A 22,138-nucleotide genomic window follows, 5' to 3' on the forward strand; every position below is an offset into this window, starting at 1 on the left:
AATTCAGCGGTTCATTTAGGACACCTTCACCAGCACCCGGCCGCGTGTGTTCGATTTCAAAATATCGGCGAGCGCCTGCGGGAGTTCGTCCAGCGTTATCTCACGGTCGACAAGGGCTTCAAGATTAGCAGGCTTCAGGTCGCCTGCCATCCGTTCCCATACCTTGAGCCGGAGATCGGCGGGGCAGAAGACGGAATCGATGCCGAGCAGATTTACGCCGCGCAAAATGAACGGCAGCACTGTCGCCGGAACCTTCGTACCGCCCGTCAGCCCGCTGACGGCGACCGAGCCCCGGTACTCTATTTTGCTGAGTATAGTCGCGAGCTGATTTCCGCCCACTGGATCGACGGCGGCCTGCCACAGCTGCTTGTCCAGCGGTCTTTGCTTCGCTTCGGGGTCATAGATCTCTTCTCTTGAGATGACCTCGGCCGCGCCGAGCCGCTTCAAGTATTCGCTCTCCGATGTGCGGCCTGTGCCTGCGACAACTTGGTAGCCGCGCCCCGCCAGCATCGCGAGTGCCGCCCCGCCGACGCCGCCGGATGCGCCCGTGACCAGCACTTTTCCTTGATCCGGCGAGGCTCCGTTATCTTCGAGCGCTTGAATAGACATGGCCGCCGTAAAGCCGGCGGTGCCGTAAATCATCGCTTCTCTAAGCGACAGGCCGTCCGGCAGCGGAACGACCCAGTCTGCGGGAACGCGGGCGTATTCGCTGTAACCGCCGAAATGGGACACGCCTAGCCCGTACCCGGTAACAAGCACAGGCTGGCCTTTTACAAAGCGTTCATCTTCGGAGGATTCTACCACGCCGGACAAGTCAATGCCGGGCACAAAAGGATACGATTTGACGATATTGCCATTCGGGATGGAGGCCAGGCCGTCCTTGTAATTTACGCTGGAGTAGGCGACCTTGATCACCACTTCTCCTGCGGGCAGATCGTCTAGGGATAGCGGTTTTACGCCGACGCTGAACGGTTCCGTATTGTCTACGAACAGGGCTTGAAAGGATGAGGACATAATGATACGCTCCTTATTAATGAAATGTGAAACAGTTGAAGGCGGATTGTTGTTCAATAGTTGTTGTTTATATTTTTTATTCTGACTGGTCAACTTTTTTCTGTCAATGATCCAACGTACATTTTAAAAAAATGATGAATATACAGGTGGGAATCCTATGGTCCGTTACAAAAAATCCGAGGAAAAACGCAAGCAAATTCTGTACGCCGCCTACCGGGAAATCAACAGCCGGTTCTATGACAACTGCGCGCGGATCAGCGCGGAAATTGTGGAGCTTGGCCAACGGGAGGGCGTATTCGACCCTCGTTTGCCAAGCGGGAGACCGCCCCGGTCATCCGCTCCATCATCGACGGTTGCCTGATCCAATGGCTGATGAATGGGCAGGACGAGCTGCATTCCGTATACAGGGACTACTGCCGGAAGGCGGTCATTAAGCTGCTGGGTTCAGAGGCAGGGGAAAAGTCATAGGCGGCAGACGGATAAAATGTTAAATTATTGAAATCTGCTCTGGGAGGCGATTTCAATGATAACAATCAAGCGGCTAGGAAGCATCGGAGCTCTAAGTGTCACACTAGTGATGGCAAGCTGCGGCTCCATTGACGACGGCAAGGACAAAATGTACGGAAGCAGCGCTGATATTGTAAAGGAAGGCGACAGTTTTTCCTATATTTCACGGACCGGTTCAACCACTGCCCGGATTGCGGACCGTGAGTTTAAAGGGTTCTCCGGCATGGAGACGATTTGGACTCTGGATGTGGAGAAGAAGGCTGACCTTAGAATCGATTATTTCCTGACTGTTAACAAGGGAGAATTCAAGGTAATGCTGGTAACATCGGACGATCGCGCGGTAACGATTGTGGAGGGAAGCGGCAACGGCACCACCACGGTAATGCTGGACAAAGGCCGGAATCGTATTAAATTTGTCGGCGCACGCACAGCGGGCAAGGTAGAAATACATCTTCAGGCCGGAAAAGCCATCAAGATCACGGCCACATCAGATGAGTAGCACTTCCGAGGCGGCATCAAGGCGATGAACACGCCGGTCGGTGGGGCCGTGTTCATCATGAAGTTGGAGCTTGATTCCCGGCCCGGCGCGGTGTGACGCATATTGATATGATTCAAAGAACGCAGCCTTCACTGCTGCGGAAACCACACATGCCGCAGATCGATCCAGCCCTGGCTGTTGAACCGGACTCCCCGGACGGACGGCAGGTAGGCGGTTTCCACCGGCTTCTCATATAAAATATGCAGCTCACGCTCCTGTATCAGCCGGTCTTCGATCCGGCGGAACGCCTCGGCTCTTGCCGCGTGGGTGGGTTCGCGCGCGATCAGATGCAGTCCGGCCTCGATCTCCGACCGGACCTGCGGTGTAACATGCTCCGCCAGTGTCTGATACAGGTCGAACAGCCGCAGCTGCTCGTCACGGTCGCGCACAAGGGAGAACAGGATCAGGTCGGATTCCATCCGGACCGGTCCCTTGAACTCTTCGGGCGGTACGGAGACGATCGCCGCCGAAATGCCGCGCCGCGCCAGTCTCATGGCGACGAGCTCGGCGTCCGCCGCGTACTGCGGAATCGTGGCAATCCGTAGGGATAGCCAAGGCGATGGAGCGGTCTTTTCGGGCGCGGTGAGATGGTGAGGAACAGGGCTGCCGGACACGCCGGAACAGCCAGGGACTTCATCCGGACCGGAAGCGCCGATGCCATCGTCCGGTTCATAGATTCCGTCAAGACAAGACAGAATGTCCGCTCTGACGGCGGGATCGCTTAGCGGTCCCGCTTTTTTGGTGTTGCAGGTGATGAACTTGCGGACGAATGTCTCGGTGTGAGTCCGGCTGAGAGAAGCCGATTCTTCCGGCAGGGGATTCTGAATGATGTGAAAGGGAGAACCCGAGTCCGCCGCAGACGGTTCTGCATCCCAAGGAACATGCAGGATTTCCACCCGGTCCAGCTGTGCCCTTCCCTGAAAATAATGCGGAAAAGCCTCCAGCACGCAAAATTCTCTATTCAGTTCCGCAATTTTGAACGGCCCGGTTCCGATCGGCTTGTGGACGAGGCCGCTTTCCCCGGTCCGCTCCGGTTCGCGCGGCACAATGGCTGCCCGGCTCGTGCACAGGAACGAAAGAAACAGCTCGTTCGGAGCCTTGAGCCGGATGCTGACCGTCAGCGGCCCCATCGCCGTAACCTCAATAATGTCCCGCAAAATAAAGCTGTACAGCCTTCCCCGGGGCGCCCGGATCAAGCGGGAGAAGGAGTAGACGACATCGCCCGCGTCAAGGATCGCGCCGTTATGCAGAAGCACCTCCTTGCGGAGATAAAAGGTCCAGTTCGTCCGCGTCTCGTCGGTCTCCCAGGCATGCGCAATGCCGGGGAGGATCTCCTCGCTGCCCGCTCCTCTGCGGACAAGTCCGTCGAACACATGACTGGAAACGAAGGATTCGGCGAGCAGATTCATGTGCAGAGGATCGATCGTATGGAGAGGCTGGCGGATAGGCAGACGGAGCGTATCGATGACGCGGTCCTTACGCATTTCGGCGTGGTGGCCGGAATAGGCCAGCAGCCAGCTTTGCAGCGTGTCCTGAAGCGCCGAGACTCCCGCATGGGAACGGATTTGTTCCATCGCTGCCGATACGGCGTCCCGGCGTTCCATCGCCAGCATCATCGACTGGACGGCGATATCGTCCCGGGGCGCCATAAAGCGCAGAAGGGAACGGCGTCCCCGCCCCCGGCTTGGCGTCCAGACCACCCAGCCATGGCGCGCCATTTTGCCCAGAATATTCAGGGCGTTCCGGTGTGTGCAGCCGAGTATCGCGGCAAGCTCGTCCAGAGTGGCGGAGACTTCATCCGTGCTGCCATAATGGGCGCGAAGCCGAATGTATTGTCCGTGCAGCTTCATTTGCTCTATCCCTTCGTAAAATAGGAAATAAACGAATATTTATTTCTCTTTATCTTCTTATTTTATCATCTAGAATAGGGAGCAGAAAGTAAGAATATGGAGGGATATCCATGAACGAAGAAGTTTCATCCGGGTGGACGCGTTCTCTTGCGCTGCCTGCCGCCGGTTTTTCGCTGGCCGTTATTCACCAGTATCTGTTTCTCGACAACCGCTATGGTGTGTCGTATCCGCTGTTCACTGTACTTTTTTATGCGTACATGCTGTACTTTGCTAAAGACAAAATCCGGAAGCCTGCGGCGGCGGCATATGCCGGAATGGCCTTTATCTTTTTACTCTCCTTAACCTACGGCCTGTTCGCTAACGGATTTTTTCACAATTTGAACAAGCTTGTCATCCCGATCGCGATCCTGCTTCATCTGGCTTATATGATCGGCGACGACAGGCCGGCGTGGGACCGCTTCTCCCTGGTCTTCAGCATGCTGGATCATCTGATACCGCAGAATTTGCGGCAGTGGCCCCGGATCGCCGATGTCTTCAAGAGAGCTTCGGGACAACCGGAGGAAGGGAAGAGCAGGCGGGTTCTCGGCAAGGTGCTGATCGGCCTTTGTGTTTCTTTCCCGCTGCTGGTGATTGTGCTCATGCTGCTGTCTTCGGCGGACGGTGTGTTTCACAGCGTGCTGTCGGAAATCCCGGTCTGGCTGAGCAATGTATCGCTTATTGAGGGCTTTATCCGGACGGTGTGGGCGCTGCTGCTCGGGATGTTCTTCTTTGGGTTTGTGCGGGGATTTCTGTTCCCCCATAAAGAAGAGGACGTGCCGGGGAAATGGAAACGGCCGGAGCAGGAATCCGCAGAGCTTCCCGATTTTCGGGTAGATTCGATCATTGCCGCAACCGTCTTGACTGCGGTTAACACCGTCTATTTGCTGTTTGTCTATGTGCAGTTCTCTTATTTGTTCGGCGGCTGGCAGGGCGTGCTGCCCTCAGGTGAAACCTATGCCGAATATGCCCGCAGGGGATTTTTTGAACTGATCATGGTCGCGGGGATTAATTTTATCATTCTGCTCGGTCTGCTGCTGCTGGACACCAAAGGAACAGAGAAGATGAACAAGGCGATTCGCGGACTGCTCTATCTGCTGGCGGGCTGTTCGGCGGTGATGCTGTATTCCGCTTATACCCGGCTGGCCCTCTACGAAGAGGCTTACGGCTATACGACAATCCGGTTTCTCGTGCATGGCTTTATGATTTTCCTTGGGCTGCTGCTGATCGTGACTGCGCTGCGCATCGGCCTTCCGCGTCTTCCTTTGGCAAAATGCTATATTGTGCTGGGTACAGCGGCTTACTTGATCATGAACTATATCGGGATGGACGTCATTATTGCAGGTAATAATATTGCGAGGTATGAAGTGAGCGGCAAGCTCGACGCGGCTTATCTGTTTACGCTGTCGGACGACGCGGTTCCGCGGCTTATCGAGTTCAGCCATAACCGGAACGGAATGCTGGATAACGGCCTGTGGCAGAAGCGGCAGGATCAGGTACATACGAACGATAAGTGGCCTTCCTTCAACCTGTCGCGTTACAGGGCGGCGGCGGAACTGGATCAGTATTTGGAGAAGCAGGGAGGTGCTTGATAAGCCAGGAATCATCATCATGCTGCAAAAATGGTCGGCTCCGGTATCCCTTATTCGACAGAGCCTTTCAGACACGGTACAATGTTCCCAGGTATGTTCCGCGCAGGAATCAAGGAGGTCTGTTATGTCAACGAGAGTGGTAAAGAATATTACGGAGCTGATCGGAGATACTCCGGTTGTTCGTCTGAACCGTATAACCGGGCCGAATGATGCGGAGCTATACGTTAAGCTTGAGCGGTTCAATCCGAGCGGCAGCGTTAAGGACCGGGCGGCGTATAATCTGATTCTGCAGGCTGAGAAGGATGGGCTGCTGAAGCCGGGCGGCACCATCATCGAGCCGACGAGCGGCAATACGGGAATCGGACTCGCGATGAATGCGGCGGCCAAGGGCTACCGGGCCATCATGGTCATGCCGGACAATATGACGAAGGAACGGATTAATCTGCTTAAAGCGTACGGAGCGGAAGTTGTGCTTACGCCGGCCTCCGAGCGGATGCCGGGAGCTATCGCCAAGGCGCTGGAGATCGGAAAAAAAACCCCAGGAAGCTTTATCCCGCAGCAGTTCGAGAACAAGGCCAATCCCGACATCCACCGTACGACGACAGCGGTTGAGATTCTGGATCAAATGGAGGGGAAGCTGGACGCATTCGTGGCGACTTCGGGTACCGGCGGAACCATTACGGGTACGGGAGAGACGCTGCGGGCGCATCTCCTAGGTCTGCGCGTTCTTGTTGTCGAGCCGAAGGGCTCGCCGGTATTGTCCGGCGGACAGCCGGGCCCGCATAAGCTGGTCGGCACAAGCCCCGGATTCGTGCCCTCTATTTTGAATACGGAGGTATATGACGAGATTGTGCAGGTGTCCGACGAGGACGCTTTGAATACCGTTCGGGCGATGGCGGCCAAGGAAGGAATCCTGATTGGCCCGTCCGGCGGCGCGGCGGTATGGACCGCCATGAGAGAGGCCGAAAGGCTGGGGAGCGGTAAACGCGTGCTTTGCATTGCCCCGGATTCGGGGGAACGATATTTGAGCATGGGGATTTTTTGACGCGGTCAGGGCGGGCTGATCATAGAAATCTTCCATGCTTTCCAGTAAGCTATCCATCAAAAAGAGGAGGGTGTCCCAAAAGCCATGCAATGGCTGCTTGGGACACCCCTTGTTTTGGAGTAGTATCAACTTGAGCACTCGGTATGGACGCTGCGCGAACGGATCGTTGTTCCAATCGCTGTTGTGTCCGGATTTTTTGAATCTCTCTTTGCAGTTAAAATCCGGACACAAAGGCGACCGCTGCCGCTTTTCCACAATCGTTCCGTCCTCTCCGCTGCTTTAAGCGGGAACAGTTTCTTAAAAACGTAAAAAAAGAAATCGCTCTTTTGGTAAAATGGAGGTACCACCCAACCATTTCAAAAGGAGCGATCTCTTTGTACATTCAATATACCATGGACCAACTTTGCTTGCCAATGGATCTGGAAGAAGACATTCCAGAACATCACCTCGTTCGTGTCGTTAACGCAGCCGTGAATCGACTCGACGACGCCATCTTTGACGCTGCCTATCCCGGCGGTGGCCGCGACAGCTACCACCCTAAAATGCTTACCAAAGTCATTATCTATGCCTACGCCCAGCGAATCTATTCGTCTCGTCAAATCGCCAAAGCTGTGCGGGAGAACATTCCTTTCATGTGGCTGGCCGGACGGCAGCGACCAGACTTCCGCACCCTTAATCGCTTCCGTTCCCAGCGAATAAAGAACGTCCTCGAAAAGGTATTTACCGCCGTGCTTCAGTTTCTGGCTGACGAAAAATACGTTTCTCTGGAGCATTACTTTGTGGACGGAACCAAAATCGAGGCGAACGCCAATCGCTACACTTTTGTATGGGGCAAAGCTGTCAGCAAACACAAGGCCAAACTGCAAGAGAACGTACATGCCCTGTTCGCTGACATCGAAGCGGCAGAGAACCAAGAAGAACGCGAATACCAGGGAAGAGACCTTGCTGAACTCGGCGAGTCTTCCGAGATGAGCAGCGAGAAACTAGAACAAGTAGCGCAGAAACTTGAAGCCCAGCTATTGGAGAAACCCAAAGACAAGCCTCTGAAAAAAGCCGTTCGGAAGCTTCGAAAGGATTTGCTGCCAAGGCTGCTGAAGTACGAACGGTACCAAACACTACTTGGCGACCGGAATAGCTTCAGCAAGACAGATCCGGATGCAACTTTCATGCGGATGAAGGAAGACCACATGCGGAATGGTCAACTCAAACCCGGCTACAATGTACAGATTGGGACCGAAAATCAGTTTATTTTGGCCTACAGTCTCCACCAAAGACCGACAGACACTCGCTGCTTCCAGTCGCATATGGAAAAGGCAAGGCAGATGCTGGGGAAATTCCCACAGACGGTCATTGCAGATGCAGGCTACGGCAGTGAAGAAAACTACGCCTACCTGGAAAAGGAAGAGATTCAAGCTGTGGTGAAATACGGCAGCTACCATAAAGAGAAAAGTAAAGCCTGGAAAGAGAATATCGGAAAGATTGAGAACTGGACGTACGACGAAGCCGAGGATAGGTGGACGTGCCCCGCCGGACAAACGCTGCATTTCCGCAGAGAAAGCAAGGAAAGTTTAGAGAGCGGTTATGAAATCCGCAAACGTCATTACCGAAGCCAAAACTGCGACGGTTGCCCGCTGAAGGAACGTTGTACAAAAGCGGCAGGAAATCGGGAAATGGTCGTCAGTTTGGAACGACTGCGGTATCAGAAACAGGCTCGGGAAATTCTGCGAAGTGAGGAAGGTTACGCCTTGGCCGTACGTCGAATGACGGAGCCCGAAAGTGTATTTGGACAACTGAAAAATAACCGGGGCTTCCGGCGATTTCTGCTTCGCGGCATGGAGAAAGTGACGCTTGAGGTCGGGTGGCTTTCCCTTGCCCATAATGTACTAAAACAAGCCGCAGTGGACCAAAAACGCAAAACAGCGATTCTCCAATAACCGGAGAATCGCTGTTTTGCTGACTTTTTGCGTTTTCTAGAATGAAGAAGAACTGTCTCTGACTTTGAAAATCTACTTATGGGACAGCTCCCTCTTTTTTGCCCCAAATGCTCTCTTATTACGGGTATTACAATTCTTCCACTTCCCGCAGCCACAGCGAGGCGGAGGCGTCGCTTGGCATGCGCCAGTCTCCGCGCGGCGACAGGCTGACCGTGCCGACTTTCGGGCCGTCCGGCAGGCAGGAGCGTTTGAACTGCTGGGTGAAGAAGCGGCTGTAGAACACGCGCATCCACTGTACTAGATGCTCTTTCGTGAAGCGATCGCCAAAAGCATGCTGTGCGAGATACAGAATTTTGGCGGGCGGAGCGCCCGTTCTGAGCATGTAATACAGGTAAAAATCATGCACATCGTATGGGCCCAGAATGTCTTCCGTGAGCTGGGCGATCTCGCCATCCGGTGAAGGCGGCAGCAGCTCCGGACTGATTCCCGTGTCGATGATGTCGTACAGAAACTTGCTGGCGGTCTCGTCCGCTTCATGGTCGGCGTACCACTGGACGACATATTTGATCAGTGTCTTCGGAATCCCCGAATTGACGCCGTACATGGACATATGGTCACCGTTATAGGTGCACCAGCCGAGAGCCAGCTCGGACAGGTCGCCGGTCCCGATGACGATGCCGCCGTTCTTGTTCGCCAGATCCATCAGAATCTGCGTACGCTCTCTGGCCTGAACATTCTCGTAAGTCAGGTCGTGCACGTCCTTGTCGTGACCGATGTCCGCAAAATGCTGGAGGCAGGCGGCCTTAATATCGACGACCATCATCGAAGCCCCCAGCGCCTTGATCAGGCCGACGGCGTTATCGTAGGTCCGGTTCGTCGTTCCGAACCCGGGCATTGTAACGGCGAGCACGTCGCTGGCCGGACGGCCGAGCAGCTCCATCGCCCTTACAGCGACAAGCAGCGCGAGCGTGGAATCAAGCCCGCCGGAAATGCCGATCACCGCCTGCTTGGTACCGATGTGACGTATGCGCTTCATCAGGCCGGAGGTCTGAATCGACAGGATTTCCTGGCAGCGTTCGTCCCGCTTCAGCGGGTTGCCCGGGACAAAGGGGTTCGGGGCCACTTCGCGGGCCAGCTCCCGGGGGAAATCGCTCTTGCGGACGGGATTCTCGAACGAAATCTCACGGTAATCGCCGCCGCCCCGGCCGCCCCGGAAGGTCCCCATCGCCATGCGGGAATAATGGAGTCTTGGAATGTCGATATCGGCGATAGTGATCCGGCTCTCATGGGTGAAGCGGTCCGATTCCGCCAGCATTTGTCCGTTCTCGGCGATAAGCGAGTGGCCGCCGAAGACGACGTCCGTTGTCGATTCGCCGGTATTGCTGCCGGCATAGACGTATCCGGCAACGCAGGAAGCGGATTGCCCCGAGACAAGCTGCCGGCGATAATCCGCCTTGCCGACAAGTTCATTGCTGGCGGACGGGTTGAACAGCAGCACCGCTCCCGCCTGGGCCAGCCGGCTGCTCGGCGGAATGGGAACCCACAGATCCTCGCAAATTTCCACGCCGAAGGCCAGGTTGGAATTGTCGTCACATACAAACATCAGATCGCTGCCGATCGGGACTGCGGCTCCGCCGATACGCAGCTCCGTAGTTTCCAATTCTTCGGCTCCGGCAAACCAGCGGGGCTCGTAGAACTCACTATAACCGGGAATGCAGGTCTTGGGCACAATCCCGAGAATGCTTCCGCTCTGTATAACGGCGGCACAATTATACAGCCGACCTCTGATGTCGATAGGCAGACCGGCAATTACAACCATGCCCAGGTCTGCAGTTTTGGCGGCGATAGCGAGCAGAGCCTCCAAGGCTGAATCAAGCAGTCGGCGCTGCATGAACAAATCGGCGCAGGTATAGCCGGTGATGCACAGCTCCGGCAGAACAAGGTATTCCACCCGCTGCTTGTCAGCTTGCTCAATCACTTCAATAATTTTATTGGCATTAAACGCACAGTCGGCTACCCGAAGTTCAGGGGAGGCGGCGGCGACTCTTGAGAAACCGAAATTCAGCAATGGGTTCACCTATCCTCTTTATATAAGTGTAATTTCTTTGTCATAAATTTAGCACAATAAGGAATCGTGTCAATATTGGTCACTTTTTAGCGCTCCCCTGGGCGAAAGCTCTCGAAGAACTTCGTCGCCAGGGTGGACGCATATTTTCCCTTCATCATAATCGCGGCAATGCGCGTGCGCAATGTGTCGCTGCTGATTTCTTTGCAGAGCAGATTGCCGCTGCTCACAAGCCCAAAGGCGGATTTCGGGATAATACCGATCCCAAGGCCTGCGTTGGCCCACAGCAGTGTCGTCCGGGCATCGTCGTTCATACAGAACAGCAGCGGTTCGAAGCCGTGCTCCAGGCAGGCATCGGTAATGAGCTGCTCGAACCGGCGGTAGATAATGAGAGGCTTGTCCTCCAGTTCGCCTAGATCGATCATGGCATGACTGGGTTTAAAGTCCAGCTCACGGGTCATGACGGCAATCATGGGTTCGGAATCGGTATAGCGGCATTCGAGATTGGCCGGATTGAACGGTGTGCGCACGATGCCGAGCTCCACAATTCCTTTGCTCAGCAGATCGATAATCTTGAATGTATTGCCTTCATGAATCTCGAACTTAACTCCCTCATAGGTCTGGTGGAACTCGCACAGCCGATTCTGCAGCAGGACGGAGCCCGATGAGGAGACTGTTCCGATGGACAGTGTTCCCGTCAATCCTTTGACGTAATCGCCGATCTCCCTTTTTGTCGCATCGGCCAAATCGAGAATTTGCTGTGCCCGGTTCCGCAAAATCACTCCCGCGTCAGTCAGATGAATGCTGCGCGGACCCCGTTCGACCAGCTTGACGCCAAGCTCTTCTTCCAGCTGCTTTAACTGCTGGCTAAGCGGCGGCTGCGCCATTTGCAGCTTCTTCGCGGCCGAAGTAATCTGACCTTCCTCGGCGATCGTCAAGAAATATTTGAGCTGTCTGATGTCCATTTTGAATCCCCGTCCCATGGAATATGACTATCGTATCGGAGTGATACGAATCCAATATTTTTAATATGGATGCAGTTATGACATAATCATAACTGTTCATTTTATATTTGTGAAATATTTTACGTATTTCTTTGAATGGATGTGACTGCTGCAATGAATAAAATTAGTGTATTTCTGAAGCCCTACCGGAAACAGCTCATTATCGGCCCGATTTTCAAGCTGCTGGAGGCGATCCTCGAACTGCTGCTGCCGACCATCGTCGCGCTGATGGTAAACAGAGGTATTGGATTGCATGACTCCACTTACGTGTACCGGATGGGAGGACTGATGCTGCTGATGTCCATCCTTGGCTTCGCCTGCTCCATGGTATGCCAGTATTCGGCGTCCCGGGCGTCCCAGGGATTCGGGACCAGGCTGCGAAATGCGATGTTCCGGCATATTTCTTCACTGTCGTATGCGGAGCTTGACCGGTTCGGCACGCCTTCGCTGATCAATCGGATTACCAATGACGTGAATCAGCTGCAGCTGGCGGTTGCCATGCTGATCCGGCTTGTCATCCGTGCGCCGTTTATCGCTATTGGAGCGATCATCATGGCCATGATTCTCGATTTTCGCTTGTCGCTTGTGCTGCTGGCGGCCGCGCCGGTCTTTGCTGTACTGCTGTATTGGATCATTTCGCGTTCATCGCCGCTGTACCGCAAGTACCAGCAGAAGCTGGACTCAATCGCCCAGGTGCTGAGCGAGAATCTGTCCGGCATCCGGGTCATCCGCGCTTTCGCCAAGCGGCGCAAGGAAAGGGAACGCTTCGGCGCCGCCGCAGACGATGTGACGGCGACGGCTCTGCATGTCGGCCGGATTTCCGCTCTGCTCAGCCCATTGACCTCATTGGTGGTCAATGCGGCCATCCTCGCGATTCTATGGGCGGGAGGCATTCACATTAATGCGGGCCGGCTTTCGCAAGGGGAAATCATTGCTTTTATCAACTATGTTACCCAAATTTTGCTGGCGCTGATCGTTACCTCGAATTTGGTGATTATCTTCACCAAAGCCAATTCGTCACTCTCCAGAGTAAACGAAGTGCTGGCGGTTTCAAGTTCGGTTGCGGAGCCGGAGCATCCGGTCATTTCACCGTTAGCCGAAACCCGAGAGTTTCTTGCCATGCAAGCAGGGCGAACCGATGGTTCCGAACCGGCCGTTCAGGTTCCCGCCATTGAGTTCGACCATGTTTCTTTCGGATACAGCAAGGCCGGAGAGCTTGCGCTGGACGACATTTCCGTGAAGATCTGGCGGGGCGAGACCGTAGGTCTGATCGGCGGCACAGGCTCAGGCAAATCGACATTCGTCAATTTGATCCCCCGCTTCTATGACGCCTTCTCGGGCGAGGTGCGGGTGGACGGAGTGAACGTCAAGGATTATCCGCTTCTCCGGCTCAGAGAATCCATCGGCATCGTCCCGCAGAAGGCGGTGCTCTTTACGGGCACGATCGCCGATAATATCCGCTGGGGGAAGACGGAGGCGACCGAAGACGAAATCCGCGCAGCGGCGGCTGTCGCGCAGGCGGAGGAGTTCATTTCCAAGCTGCCCGAAGGGCTTAATACGGAAGTTTCCCGCGGCGGATTGAACCTTTCCGGCGGGCAGAAGCAGCGGCTCACTATCGCGCGGGCGGTGGTCGGCCGTCCGGACATTCTGATTCTGGACGATTCCTCCAGTGCGCTCGATTTCGCCACCGATGCGGCGCTGCGCCGCGAGCTGAAAGAGAGCCGCGCCGGGATGACGACGCTTGTCGTCTCCCAGCGGGTCGGCACCGTCCGGCAGGCCGACAGAATTATCGTGTTCGAAGACGGCCGGATTGCCGGAGTCGGCCGGCATGAGGATTTACTGCACAGCTGCGAGGTATACCGTGAAATCTGCAACTCCCAGCTGTCAAGCGAGGAGGCGGCTTTATGAGCGGCAAACAGGTTTGGAAAAGATTGATCATCTATACCGCGCAGTTTAGAACCCCCGCCATTCTGGCGGTGCTCTGCGCCATCCTTAGCGTGGCGGCCAGCCTGATCGGGCCGCTGCTGATCGCCCGGGCGGTCGACTATATGATGGGACCCGGGAAAGTGGATTTTGACGCGCTGCTAAGGATCATCCTAGAATTGGCGGTTGTATTTCTTGCCGGAAGCCTGTGCGGCTGGCTGCTGACCTACCTCACAAACCGGATCGCCTATCACACGGTAAACCGCATGCGGAATGATCTGTTCGACAAGCTGAACGTCCTGCCGCTGAAGTTCCATGACAATCACCCGCAGGGCGATCTGATCAGCCGGTTCGTGAACGACATGGACGCCGTATCGGACGGTCTGCTCCAAGGCTTTCAGACTCTGCTTACCGGCGTCGTTACGATCGTCGGCGCGATTGGACTGATGCTATATATCAGCCCGCTCATGACCGTGGTCGTGCTGCTGTCCGCGCCCGCTTCGTACTATATGGCCCGCTTCATTACGACGCGCTCGCAGCAGCTCTTCCGCGACCAGGCCAAAATTCTCGGCAGCCTTAACGGTTATGTGGAAGAAGTGGTCGGCGGGCAAAAGATCGTTCAGGCTTTTCACTATGAGGACAAAACTTATGAGCGGTTCGAGGGACTGAACGGGGAACTGTACCAGGCCGGCGTTCATGCGCAGTTCTACGGCTCTCTTTCCGGACCGACGACCCGGCTGGTTAACAACATTACGTTTTCCGTTATCGCGATCATCGGCAGCATCGTCATTATCGCGGGCGGGTTGACCGTCGGGGATTTGTCCGGCTTTCTGATCTATTCCAATCTGTTCGCCAAACCATTTAATGAAATAACCGGCGTCATTACGCAGCTTCAGTCGGCGACCGCTTCGGCCCAGCGTGTCTTTGCGGTTCTGGACCTTGAGCCCGAACAGCCCGACGCTCCGGATGCGTTTGACCCTGAGCCGGGGCAGGGGACGGTTGTATTTGACAAGGTCAGATTTGCTTATCATCCCGAACGTCCCTTGATTACGGATTTCAGCCTGGAAGTCAAACCGGGCACTCGGGTCGCCATTGTCGGACAGACGGGAGCAGGCAAGACGACGCTGGTTAACCTGCTAATGCGTTTTTATGATGCAGGCGGCGGCGCAATCCGAATCGGAGGCGTGGACATCAAGGATATGACGCGCGACAGCCTGCGCCGCAATTTCGGCATGGTGCTGCAGGATACGTGGCTGTTCGGCGGTAGCATAAGGGATAATATCGCTTACGGCAAGCCGGAGGCGACAGATGAAGAAGTCATTGCCGCCGCCAAGGCCGTGAGTGCGCACAGCTTCATCAAACGTCTTCCGGACGGCTACAATACCTTGATCAGCGGATCAGGCGACAATCTGTCCCAGGGACAGAAGCAGCTGCTTACCATTGCGCGCGTGCTGCTGGCCGACCCGCCGATGCTTATTCTGGACGAAGCGACGAGCAGCATCGACACCCGGACTGAAATCCGCATCCAGCGCGCTTTCCTGAAAATGATGGACGGACGCACCAGCTTCGTCATCGCCCACCGGCTGTCCACGATCCGCGAGTCGGACCTTATTCTGTTCATGAAGGACGGCGATATTGTGGAAAGCGGCACCCATGAGCAGCTTCTCCGCCTGGGAGGCTATTACGCCCGGCTGTACAACAGCCAGTTTGCGGCGGTTTGAGCGGTAGCCGGCCCATTTTATGCACCTTTAAGCATCGAGGATTATATAATATCCCTGACCCCCAAAGATGTCACTTGACCCCGCCGGATGGCGGGGCTTTTTTGTGCGACGGGCAGTCACAACTTTAGCGAAAATCGCTAGAGCAGGCCGATACAGGCAGCGGTGACGTTACTGAGGTAAAAACGAACCGCGAGCCTAGAAGGATGCTTTCACGCGGGTGAAAGTCCCGCCTCTACCGCGCTGGCCTGAGTAGGGAAGCCTAATCTAGGGCGGCCACCGTGAGGAGGTCGTCTGAAGGAGATGCGGACCATCGAGAGACCCGCAGGCGGACGAGCAGACTCAAATGATTAAAGCGCCCGATAATGGAAGATCGTTCAACCTTATTAAATTTTCAAACGATTGATCTAGCAATTCTAAATCCAATATCATCTATATAAAAATCAGGCATACTCTTTCGACGGCAAGTAGCTCCACATCCACGTTCTTCTTCTGCCCAACTTCCTCCGCGAATTATTCGGTAATTACCAAATGTCTTTTCATCGTATAAGTCCCAACACCACTCCCAAACATTTCCGATCATATCATACAAGCCCCAATCATTAGGTTTTTTCTCACCAACTTCGTGTACTCGTTCGTTAGAATTATCTTTATACCAAGCGATTTCATCAATTTCACCATACCGATATCCTTTTGATTTTGCCTTACATGCATATTGCCATTCAGCATCTGTCGGTAAACGAAAACCATTAGTATTATAATTACAAATAACTGATTTACCTTCATTATTTAAATCATAAAACTTGTCATAACCCAGTGCATCAGATAGTAAGTTACAAAAATTCACTGCATCTATCCATGAAACATTAACAACTGGTTTTCGAGCCTCGGTTGTTGTTAAAAATTTCCTTCCCATAATAATCGCATAAAGTTCTTCTGTCACCGTATATTTGGCAAGATAAAATGGCTTAATCTCAACATTATAACTTCTGTTAAATTTTTTCTAAAACCCGGCATTCCAAATTTATAGTTTGAACTAATCCATTTTTGCTCGTTTCGAAAATCTCGTAGGCGGATTTCTCCTTCAGGAATATAAACCATTAAATCTTTTATGTAGTCGTTTAAGTTAACTAACATTGCCCTCTCCTAGTCTGAATTAATATTTGACACAACTAATTAGTATTTCTTCACAATCTCATACCAACTGGATTTAGGTCAATATCTTGAACACAAAAAAGTTAAGTATTAAGCAGATTGTCGAATAGAAAGGCAGAGGAAAAGTCCATGTAACGGTGAAGATTGACCTCTTCCTTTTTGAAGATGGCATGAAAAGACTCGATGCAAGCATTGTCATAGGGACAGCCTTTTTGGCTAAGACTGAATCATTCCAAGGGATTGAGCGTATTCCATGTAATCTTTACTTGTATACTCGGAACCAAGGGCATAGTGAAGAAGCACCCCTTTTTGCTTCAAGATATGATGGATTTTCGGTGCACCATACCGTTCCTCGCTATCCTGATGGATGACCTTTATTTCCTCTGTCCATTTTGTATTTTCCCGTTCCATTGGGATGGTGTTTTTTGCAAAGACTGGTAATAGGGGCTTCTTGGAACTTGTAACACTTGACACATCATGGTAATTAGGGGGCCTAAGAGTTACAACCAAGCAACTGCAACATTATCTGGAAAAGGTTCGTCATTTAAGAAAATAATGTTGGTTAAATTTCTTTAAGGAAGGGGCGGCGATGAGGTGGGTAAAAATGTTGCTTTCATATTCGTTGTTATATTAGCAATTTTAAGTGGGTGTCAAAGCCCTCCAACAACAAAAGTTGTCCAAATATCAGCGGAACAAGCCAAATCCGTTGTCCAGCAGCATCATAAGAAAAACAGCAATTTTGGTGAAGCCGAAATAACTTCGATAAAACACATAAATAATGAGTACAAAGTAACATGGGAAAGAAAAAGCAATTGCGAGAGCGGAACAGATTATGTTAATGACAAAGATGGGACTATCACAAGAAGCGAGGCCTCGATCTGCTAAGCGAACCTCCAATCAGAGTCTCTCAGATATGTAGCCATAAAAAATGCCCTCCGGCTTGCCGCGCAAGCCATGAGAGCAGCTTTTTCGTGCCATACTTACATAAAATCGACGAACTCGCCCACCGGCTTGCGGTAGCCGCGCGGTCTGATCTTGCGTTGGTCATCCTTGCCGATAGTAATCAGCATCACGGGAACGAGATGGTCCGGCAGCCCGAGAACGTTCTTGACGGCTTCCGGATCGAATCCGATCATCGGGCATGTATCCCAACCCTTGTCTTTGGCGATCAGCATGAACTGCATGGCCGACAGTGAAGCGTTGCGGATCGCTTCGTCGCGTTGAAAAGCCTCTTTGCCTATGTATGCCTGATTGATTGCGTCGATCACCCCGTCATATTCATCCTGCGACATCGCCCCCAGCATTTTGAGACCACCGTAAATTTCCGGCGCCTGCTCGTAGGCATGCATATCCCCCAGGACGGCAATGACAGCGGAGGCGGTATGAATTTTGTATTGTCCGTAGGCGCTCTCGCGAATCTGTTCTTTAAGCGCTGGGTCTGCGATTACTTTATAGCGGGTGTGCTGTAGATTGAAAGCTGAAGGAGCGAGTCTGGTATGGGAGAAGATTTCTTCGAGCTCGCTTTGCGGAATTTTGACGCCCTCCACAAAATTCATGGCCGATCGGCGGGCTTGGACAACCTCTAAAAAAGGGTTAACGGCTGCTTGTGTACTCATTGATATTGCCTCCATCCAATGATTAAAAATTAATTAATTTATTAAATAAATATACTTACTATTAGTTACTTAATAATATATCACGGCTTCAATCATCCGTCAATGATGCCATGAATTTTGGGATTGCCAATAATTCCAAATCGTAATAGAGTCTATGATTAGAACGGTTACAACCGGAAAGGAGCTATATATGAAGAAAAAGATCATGATCCCCGCCGCGGTATGCTTTCTAGCCATTTCGATTTGCTTGGTTTCTTTGGCTTGGGGCGCGCCGAGGGAGCAAATTTTCCGCTTTAATCTGTATACTAATCCGATTTCGCTGGACCCTGCTTTGTCGTACGACAGCACAAGCGACGAGGTGCTAAACGGGGTTTTTGAAGGGCTGGTGCGCACTAGCAGGAACGGCGGAATTGAACCGGCCATGGCGAAATCGTGGACTGTCTCGCAGGACGGCAGAACGTACACCTTCAAGCTCAGAGGTGATGCGGCATGGAGCAACAAGCAGAAGGTTAAAGCTTCGGATTTCGAATATGCGTGGAAAAGAGTGCTGAATCCCGCCACCTCGTCACCCCATGCCTATATGCTGTACTATCTTGCGGGCGGAGAGGCCTATCATAACGGGACGCTGAAAAACGCTTCGAAGGTCGGTGTTCAGGCCGTGAACGATACAACGCTCAAAGTGACGCTCAGGAGCCGGACCCCCTACTTTTTGCAGCTGGCGGCTTCCCGGGCTTATCTGCCGGTCAATCCGTCTGTGGTGAAGAGCAATAAGAATTGGGCTATGTCTGCCAAAAGCCTTGTCGGCAACGGTTCGTTCACTCTGACGAAATGGGTGCCTGACCAAGAAATCGTGCTGTCCAAGAACAGATTCTATCCCGAAGCGAAGAAGATTCATTTTGACCAAATAAAGATGGGTATCATCAATGATCCGGTTCGAGAATTGGCCATGTACAAACAGGGTCAACTGGACTGGTCAGGGCCGTCCGAGACGAACATCAATGTCTTCAAGCTGGATAAAGCAACAAAAAAGGACGTACACACCTACAATCCCGCCAGTACATACTATTACGTGTTCAATGTGACCAAGCCTCCGTTCGACAACGTAAACATCCGCCGGGCGCTGGGCATGGCGATTTCAAGAGAGATGCTGACCCATGGAACGCCGGCCTATGCCTTTGTTCCGCCGGGTATCCGGGGTGCCGGTAAGACGTTTCGGGAGGAGGCTTCCGGAGCGCCTTATTTTAAGGAGGATGCGGACAAGGCGCGGGAGCTGCTGAAAAAAGGCATGAAAGAGGAAGGATTGAGCGCGTTCCCGGAAACGAAGCTTATTTTTAATGAGGGGCATGAGTATATCTCATCTGCGGTTACCTCGATGTGGGCGGATAATCTGGGCATTGACGTATATGCCGAGGTTCAGCCCTGGGAGGAACTGCTGGATAACCGCATGGCCTTGAACTTTGAGATCGCGAGAGCGGGCTGGACGGCGGATTATAACGATCCCGCTTCTTTCCTTGAAATGTTCGCTTCCTGGAGCACGGATAATGACAGCGGCTGGCATAACGCGGAGTATGATTCCTATATCCGCCAGGCGCAGCAGACGGGAAACGATGCGGTACGCATGAAGCTGTACCATCAAGCCGAGCGCCTGCTGATCGATCAGATGGTCATCATCCCGGTTCACTATTTTAAAGAATTCACTTTGCAGAAACCCTATGTGCACGGTGTTTATAAAGACTATTCAGGTGCTCTCGTTTACCGGGACGGATATTTAAAATAAAGGAGGACTTCCGAAGATGCTTTTTAAAGAAAACGACGTGATTTTGTTCCAGGGTGACAGCATTACCGATGTTGGCCGCAACCGCTTTGACGCTTATTCGCTGGGAAACGGCTATCCCCTGATGGTTGCCGGACGGCTTGGCCTGCTGTTTCCGGAGAAAAAGCTTGCGTTCTACAACCGGGGCGTCGGCGGCGACCGGGCCGCCGATCTCGTGCGGCGCTGGGACAGGGACTGCCTTGCGCTGAAGCCGACCTGGGTATCCATCTATGTCGGCATCAACGAGAGCTGGTACCGGTACGACAGCGGCGAGGAGACGACACCGGAAGCGTTCGAGGCGCAGTACCGGAATTTGCTGGACCGCACGCGGCAGACTTTGGACGCCAAGCTGATCCTGATCGAGCCGTTCGTCCTGCCGGTTCAGGGGCTGAACCGCGATTGGCGGGAAGATCTGGACCCGAAAATCGCCGTTGTGCGGAAGCTGGCCCGCGAGTATAGGGCGCTGCTGGTGCCGCTTGACGGCCTGTTTGCAGCCGCTTCGATAAAGGCCGACCCGGCCTATTGGACGGAAGACGGCGTTCACCCGACCCCCGCAGGGCATGCGCTGATTACCGAAGCGTGGTTGAAAGCGGTTGGAGTGAACTGATTCATTGGCTTTTTCCCGCTGAGAAAGGATGCCTTTGGCTGCTTTAGGCCAGGCATCCTTTTATTTTTCCAAGAGGCGGCGGAGTCCCTGATTTCTCCAGTTTCGGTTTTGCTGTTATAATATAGAGAACGCGTGTTTCGGGAGGGATTCGGATTGACCTGCACGATAGCGGTAATTTCGGACATACATAGCAACGCACCGGCGCTGGAGGCGGTTCTGCAGGACATTGACCGGAGCGGCGCCGATCTAATCGTCAATCTGGGGGACAGTTTATTCGGTCCGGTAGATCCGCTCGGAACGGCGCGGCTACTTAGGCAGCGCGACGATATCGTCAACACCATGGGGAACTGCGACGAGATTCTGTTGGCGAAGGACAGCGGCTCGCTGACGTACCGCCATGTCAAGCCGCTGCTTAATGCCGATATGGAAGCGTGGATTGCGGACCATTTAGCCGTATGGCGCTATGAGGACCTGCTGTTCTGCCACGGAACTCCTTTTGATAATAGACGGTACCTGCTTGAAGAAGTAACTGAAACGGGCGTATTTTACAAAAAAACAGAAACGCTGCAGACGGAGCTGCACACTATACAGGAGCGCGGTATTTTCTGCGGACACAGCCATGTATACCATACCTTAGCGCTGCCGGATGGCAAATGGCTTGTCAATCCGGGCAGTGTCGGCTTGCCCGCTTACGAGGATGAACTTCCTTTTCCCCATGTCATGGAATCGGGCACGCCTTGCGCAAGCTTCTGTATGGTCCGTAAGGCGGAAGGAACAGGCTGGAACGTAGAGCATAAGCTGATCCCATACGATTGGAATACGGCAGCTGATATTGCGGAACGAAACGGCAGACCCGACTATGCGATTGCCATCCGCAGCGGGAGAGCGCGGTAATGCACCGCTGCACCATCCGTTTGCCGATTTAACTAAGAGAGGAATGGACATCTCATGATAAGTGATACAGAGCAAGATTTGGAAGGGTTGAAGGCGGCGGGGAAGGTCGTCGGGTTCACGATCGCTGAGATGAAAAAAAGCGTAAAGCCCGGCATGACGACGCTGGAGCTTGACCAAATAGGAGCGGAAATTCTGAAGCGTTTCGGGGCGAAGTCGGCTCCGAGGGAAGTGTATGATTTTCCGGGCGATACGTGCATTAGTTTGAACGAAGAAGTGGCGCACGGCATTCCGGGCCGAAAAGTGATTCGTGCCGGTGACCTCATCAACATCGATGTATCCGCCGAACTGAACGGTTACTACGGGGATGCCGCAGTATCGTTTCAACTGCCTCCGTATAACCAGAAGCTGCTGCGCCTGTGCGCCAGCGCCGAAGAAACGATGATGAGCGTGATTTCCCATTTGCGCGCCGGAATGCGGGTCAACGAAATCGGCAAAGTGATGGAAGCGGAGGCCCGCAAACGCGGCTACAACGTGGTGCGGAATCTGTGCAGCCACGGGATCGGCAAAACGCTGCACGATACGCCGCATGAAATCCTGCCCTATTACAACCCCCGCGAGACAACCGTTCTGAAGCCGAACCAGGTCATAACGATTGAGCCGTTTCTGTCAACTGGCGCGCAATACGTCGAGCAGCAGCCGGACGGCTGGACATTGACCGTACCCGATAACAGCCGGGTCGCGCAGTTTGAGCATACGATCATTGTGACCAAGGGACGGCCCATCATCTTGACAGGCGCCTGAAATCTAATTTCGGGCGCTGCCCGGAG

At 53.4% G+C, this 22,138-nt stretch carries 17 protein-coding genes and 1 pseudogene; 12 read left to right on the top strand and 6 right to left on the bottom strand.

The window, feature by feature from the left end:
• Positions 1-15 precede the first annotated feature (15 nt).
• Entirely contained in the window at positions 16-1,014 is a 999-nt protein-coding gene (locus VK70_RS07465) for an acrylyl-CoA reductase family protein (protein WP_046723068.1), read from the bottom strand.
• 157 nt (positions 1,015-1,171) lie between these two features.
• On the opposite strand from VK70_RS07465, the gene VK70_RS26385 reads away from it, so the two are divergent.
• Together VK70_RS26385 and VK70_RS07475 are read left to right on the top strand one after the other, a co-directional pair.
• Positions 1,172-1,375: a hypothetical protein gene (locus tag VK70_RS26385; protein WP_025694372.1), complete on the top strand. Its 204-nt coding sequence runs from the start codon at positions 1,172-1,174 to the stop codon at positions 1,373-1,375.
• 162 nt (positions 1,376-1,537) lie between these two features.
• Positions 1,538-2,020, top strand: a complete 483-nt coding sequence (locus tag VK70_RS07475) for a hypothetical protein (RefSeq protein WP_025694371.1) — start codon at positions 1,538-1,540, stop codon at positions 2,018-2,020.
• Positions 2,021-2,148: 128 nt separating this feature from the next.
• Here VK70_RS07475 and VK70_RS07480 read toward each other — a convergent pair whose 3' ends face one another.
• The gene (locus VK70_RS07480) at positions 2,149-3,909 is read right to left on the bottom strand and encodes an ABC transporter substrate-binding protein (protein ID WP_046723069.1); all 1,761 of its coding nucleotides are present in this window, start codon (positions 3,907-3,909) and stop codon (positions 2,149-2,151) included.
• Positions 3,910-4,019: 110 nt separating this feature from the next.
• Here VK70_RS07480 and VK70_RS07485 point away from each other — a divergent pair, with 110 nt between their 5' ends.
• The 3 genes from VK70_RS07485 to VK70_RS07495 all read left to right on the top strand — a co-directional run bounded on the left by VK70_RS07485 (position 4,020) and on the right by VK70_RS07495 (position 8,516).
• On the top strand, positions 4,020-5,537 hold the full coding sequence (locus VK70_RS07485) for a DUF4153 domain-containing protein (RefSeq protein WP_025693777.1): 1,518 nt from the start codon (positions 4,020-4,022) through the stop codon (positions 5,535-5,537).
• 124 nt (positions 5,538-5,661) lie between these two features.
• Entirely contained in the window at positions 5,662-6,582 is a 921-nt protein-coding gene (cysK, locus tag VK70_RS07490) for a cysteine synthase A (protein ID WP_025693776.1), read from the top strand.
• Positions 6,583-6,956: 374 nt separating this feature from the next.
• Entirely contained in the window at positions 6,957-8,516 is a 1,560-nt protein-coding gene (locus VK70_RS07495) for an IS1182 family transposase (RefSeq protein WP_025695888.1), read from the top strand.
• Positions 8,517-8,643: 127 nt separating this feature from the next.
• Here VK70_RS07495 and VK70_RS07500 read toward each other — a convergent pair whose 3' ends face one another.
• Both VK70_RS07500 and VK70_RS07505 read right to left on the bottom strand, forming a co-directional pair.
• Entirely contained in the window at positions 8,644-10,593 is a 1,950-nt protein-coding gene (locus VK70_RS07500) for an NAD(+) synthase (protein WP_233277785.1), read from the bottom strand.
• 77 nt (positions 10,594-10,670) lie between these two features.
• Positions 10,671-11,546, bottom strand: coding sequence for a LysR family transcriptional regulator (locus tag VK70_RS07505; protein ID WP_025695886.1), 876 nt, complete (start codon positions 11,544-11,546; stop codon positions 10,671-10,673).
• A 153-nt stretch (positions 11,547-11,699) separates the two neighbouring features.
• Here VK70_RS07505 and VK70_RS07510 point away from each other — a divergent pair, with 153 nt between their 5' ends.
• On the top strand, positions 11,700-13,493 hold the full coding sequence (locus tag VK70_RS07510; protein WP_025695885.1) for an ABC transporter ATP-binding protein: 1,794 nt from the start codon (positions 11,700-11,702) through the stop codon (positions 13,491-13,493).
• Positions 13,490-15,229, top strand: a complete 1,740-nt coding sequence (locus VK70_RS07515) for an ABC transporter ATP-binding protein (protein ID WP_046723071.1) — start codon at positions 13,490-13,492, stop codon at positions 15,227-15,229. The genes VK70_RS07510 and VK70_RS07515 overlap by 4 nt, the downstream gene beginning before the upstream one ends.
• A 391-nt stretch (positions 15,230-15,620) precedes the next feature.
• Here VK70_RS07515 and VK70_RS07520 read toward each other — a convergent pair.
• A pseudogene (locus VK70_RS07520) lies at positions 15,621-16,363 on the bottom strand (formylglycine-generating enzyme family protein).
• A gap of 612 nt (positions 16,364-16,975) precedes the next feature.
• Between VK70_RS07520 and VK70_RS07530 the strand changes: the two are divergent.
• On the top strand, positions 16,976-17,266 hold the full coding sequence (locus VK70_RS07530) for a hypothetical protein (RefSeq protein ID WP_025695370.1): 291 nt from the start codon (positions 16,976-16,978) through the stop codon (positions 17,264-17,266).
• 95 nt (positions 17,267-17,361) lie between these two features.
• Here VK70_RS07530 and VK70_RS07535 read toward each other — a convergent pair whose 3' ends face one another.
• Positions 17,362-17,997: a nitroreductase family protein gene (locus VK70_RS07535; protein ID WP_025695369.1), complete on the bottom strand. Its 636-nt coding sequence runs from the start codon at positions 17,995-17,997 to the stop codon at positions 17,362-17,364.
• Positions 17,998-18,187: 190 nt separating this feature from the next.
• Here VK70_RS07535 and VK70_RS07540 point away from each other — a divergent pair, with 190 nt between their 5' ends.
• The 4 genes from VK70_RS07540 to map all read left to right on the top strand — a co-directional run bounded on the left by VK70_RS07540 (position 18,188) and on the right by map (position 22,112).
• On the top strand, positions 18,188-19,774 hold the full coding sequence (locus tag VK70_RS07540; protein ID WP_025695368.1) for a peptide ABC transporter substrate-binding protein: 1,587 nt from the start codon (positions 18,188-18,190) through the stop codon (positions 19,772-19,774).
• A 16-nt stretch (positions 19,775-19,790) separates the two neighbouring features.
• Entirely contained in the window at positions 19,791-20,417 is a 627-nt protein-coding gene (locus VK70_RS07545) for an SGNH/GDSL hydrolase family protein (protein WP_025695367.1), read from the top strand.
• Positions 20,418-20,570: 153 nt separating this feature from the next.
• Positions 20,571-21,311, top strand: a complete 741-nt coding sequence (locus tag VK70_RS07550) for a metallophosphoesterase family protein (RefSeq protein ID WP_046723073.1) — start codon at positions 20,571-20,573, stop codon at positions 21,309-21,311.
• A 54-nt stretch (positions 21,312-21,365) separates the two neighbouring features.
• On the top strand, positions 21,366-22,112 hold the full coding sequence (gene map, locus VK70_RS07555; protein ID WP_025694778.1) for a type I methionyl aminopeptidase: 747 nt from the start codon (positions 21,366-21,368) through the stop codon (positions 22,110-22,112).
• Positions 22,113-22,138 lie beyond the last annotated feature (26 nt).

The sequence above is a fragment of the Paenibacillus durus ATCC 35681 genome, from assembly GCF_000993825.1.
GTDB lineage: Bacteria > Bacillota > Bacilli > Paenibacillales > Paenibacillaceae > Paenibacillus_AQ > Paenibacillus_AQ durus_B.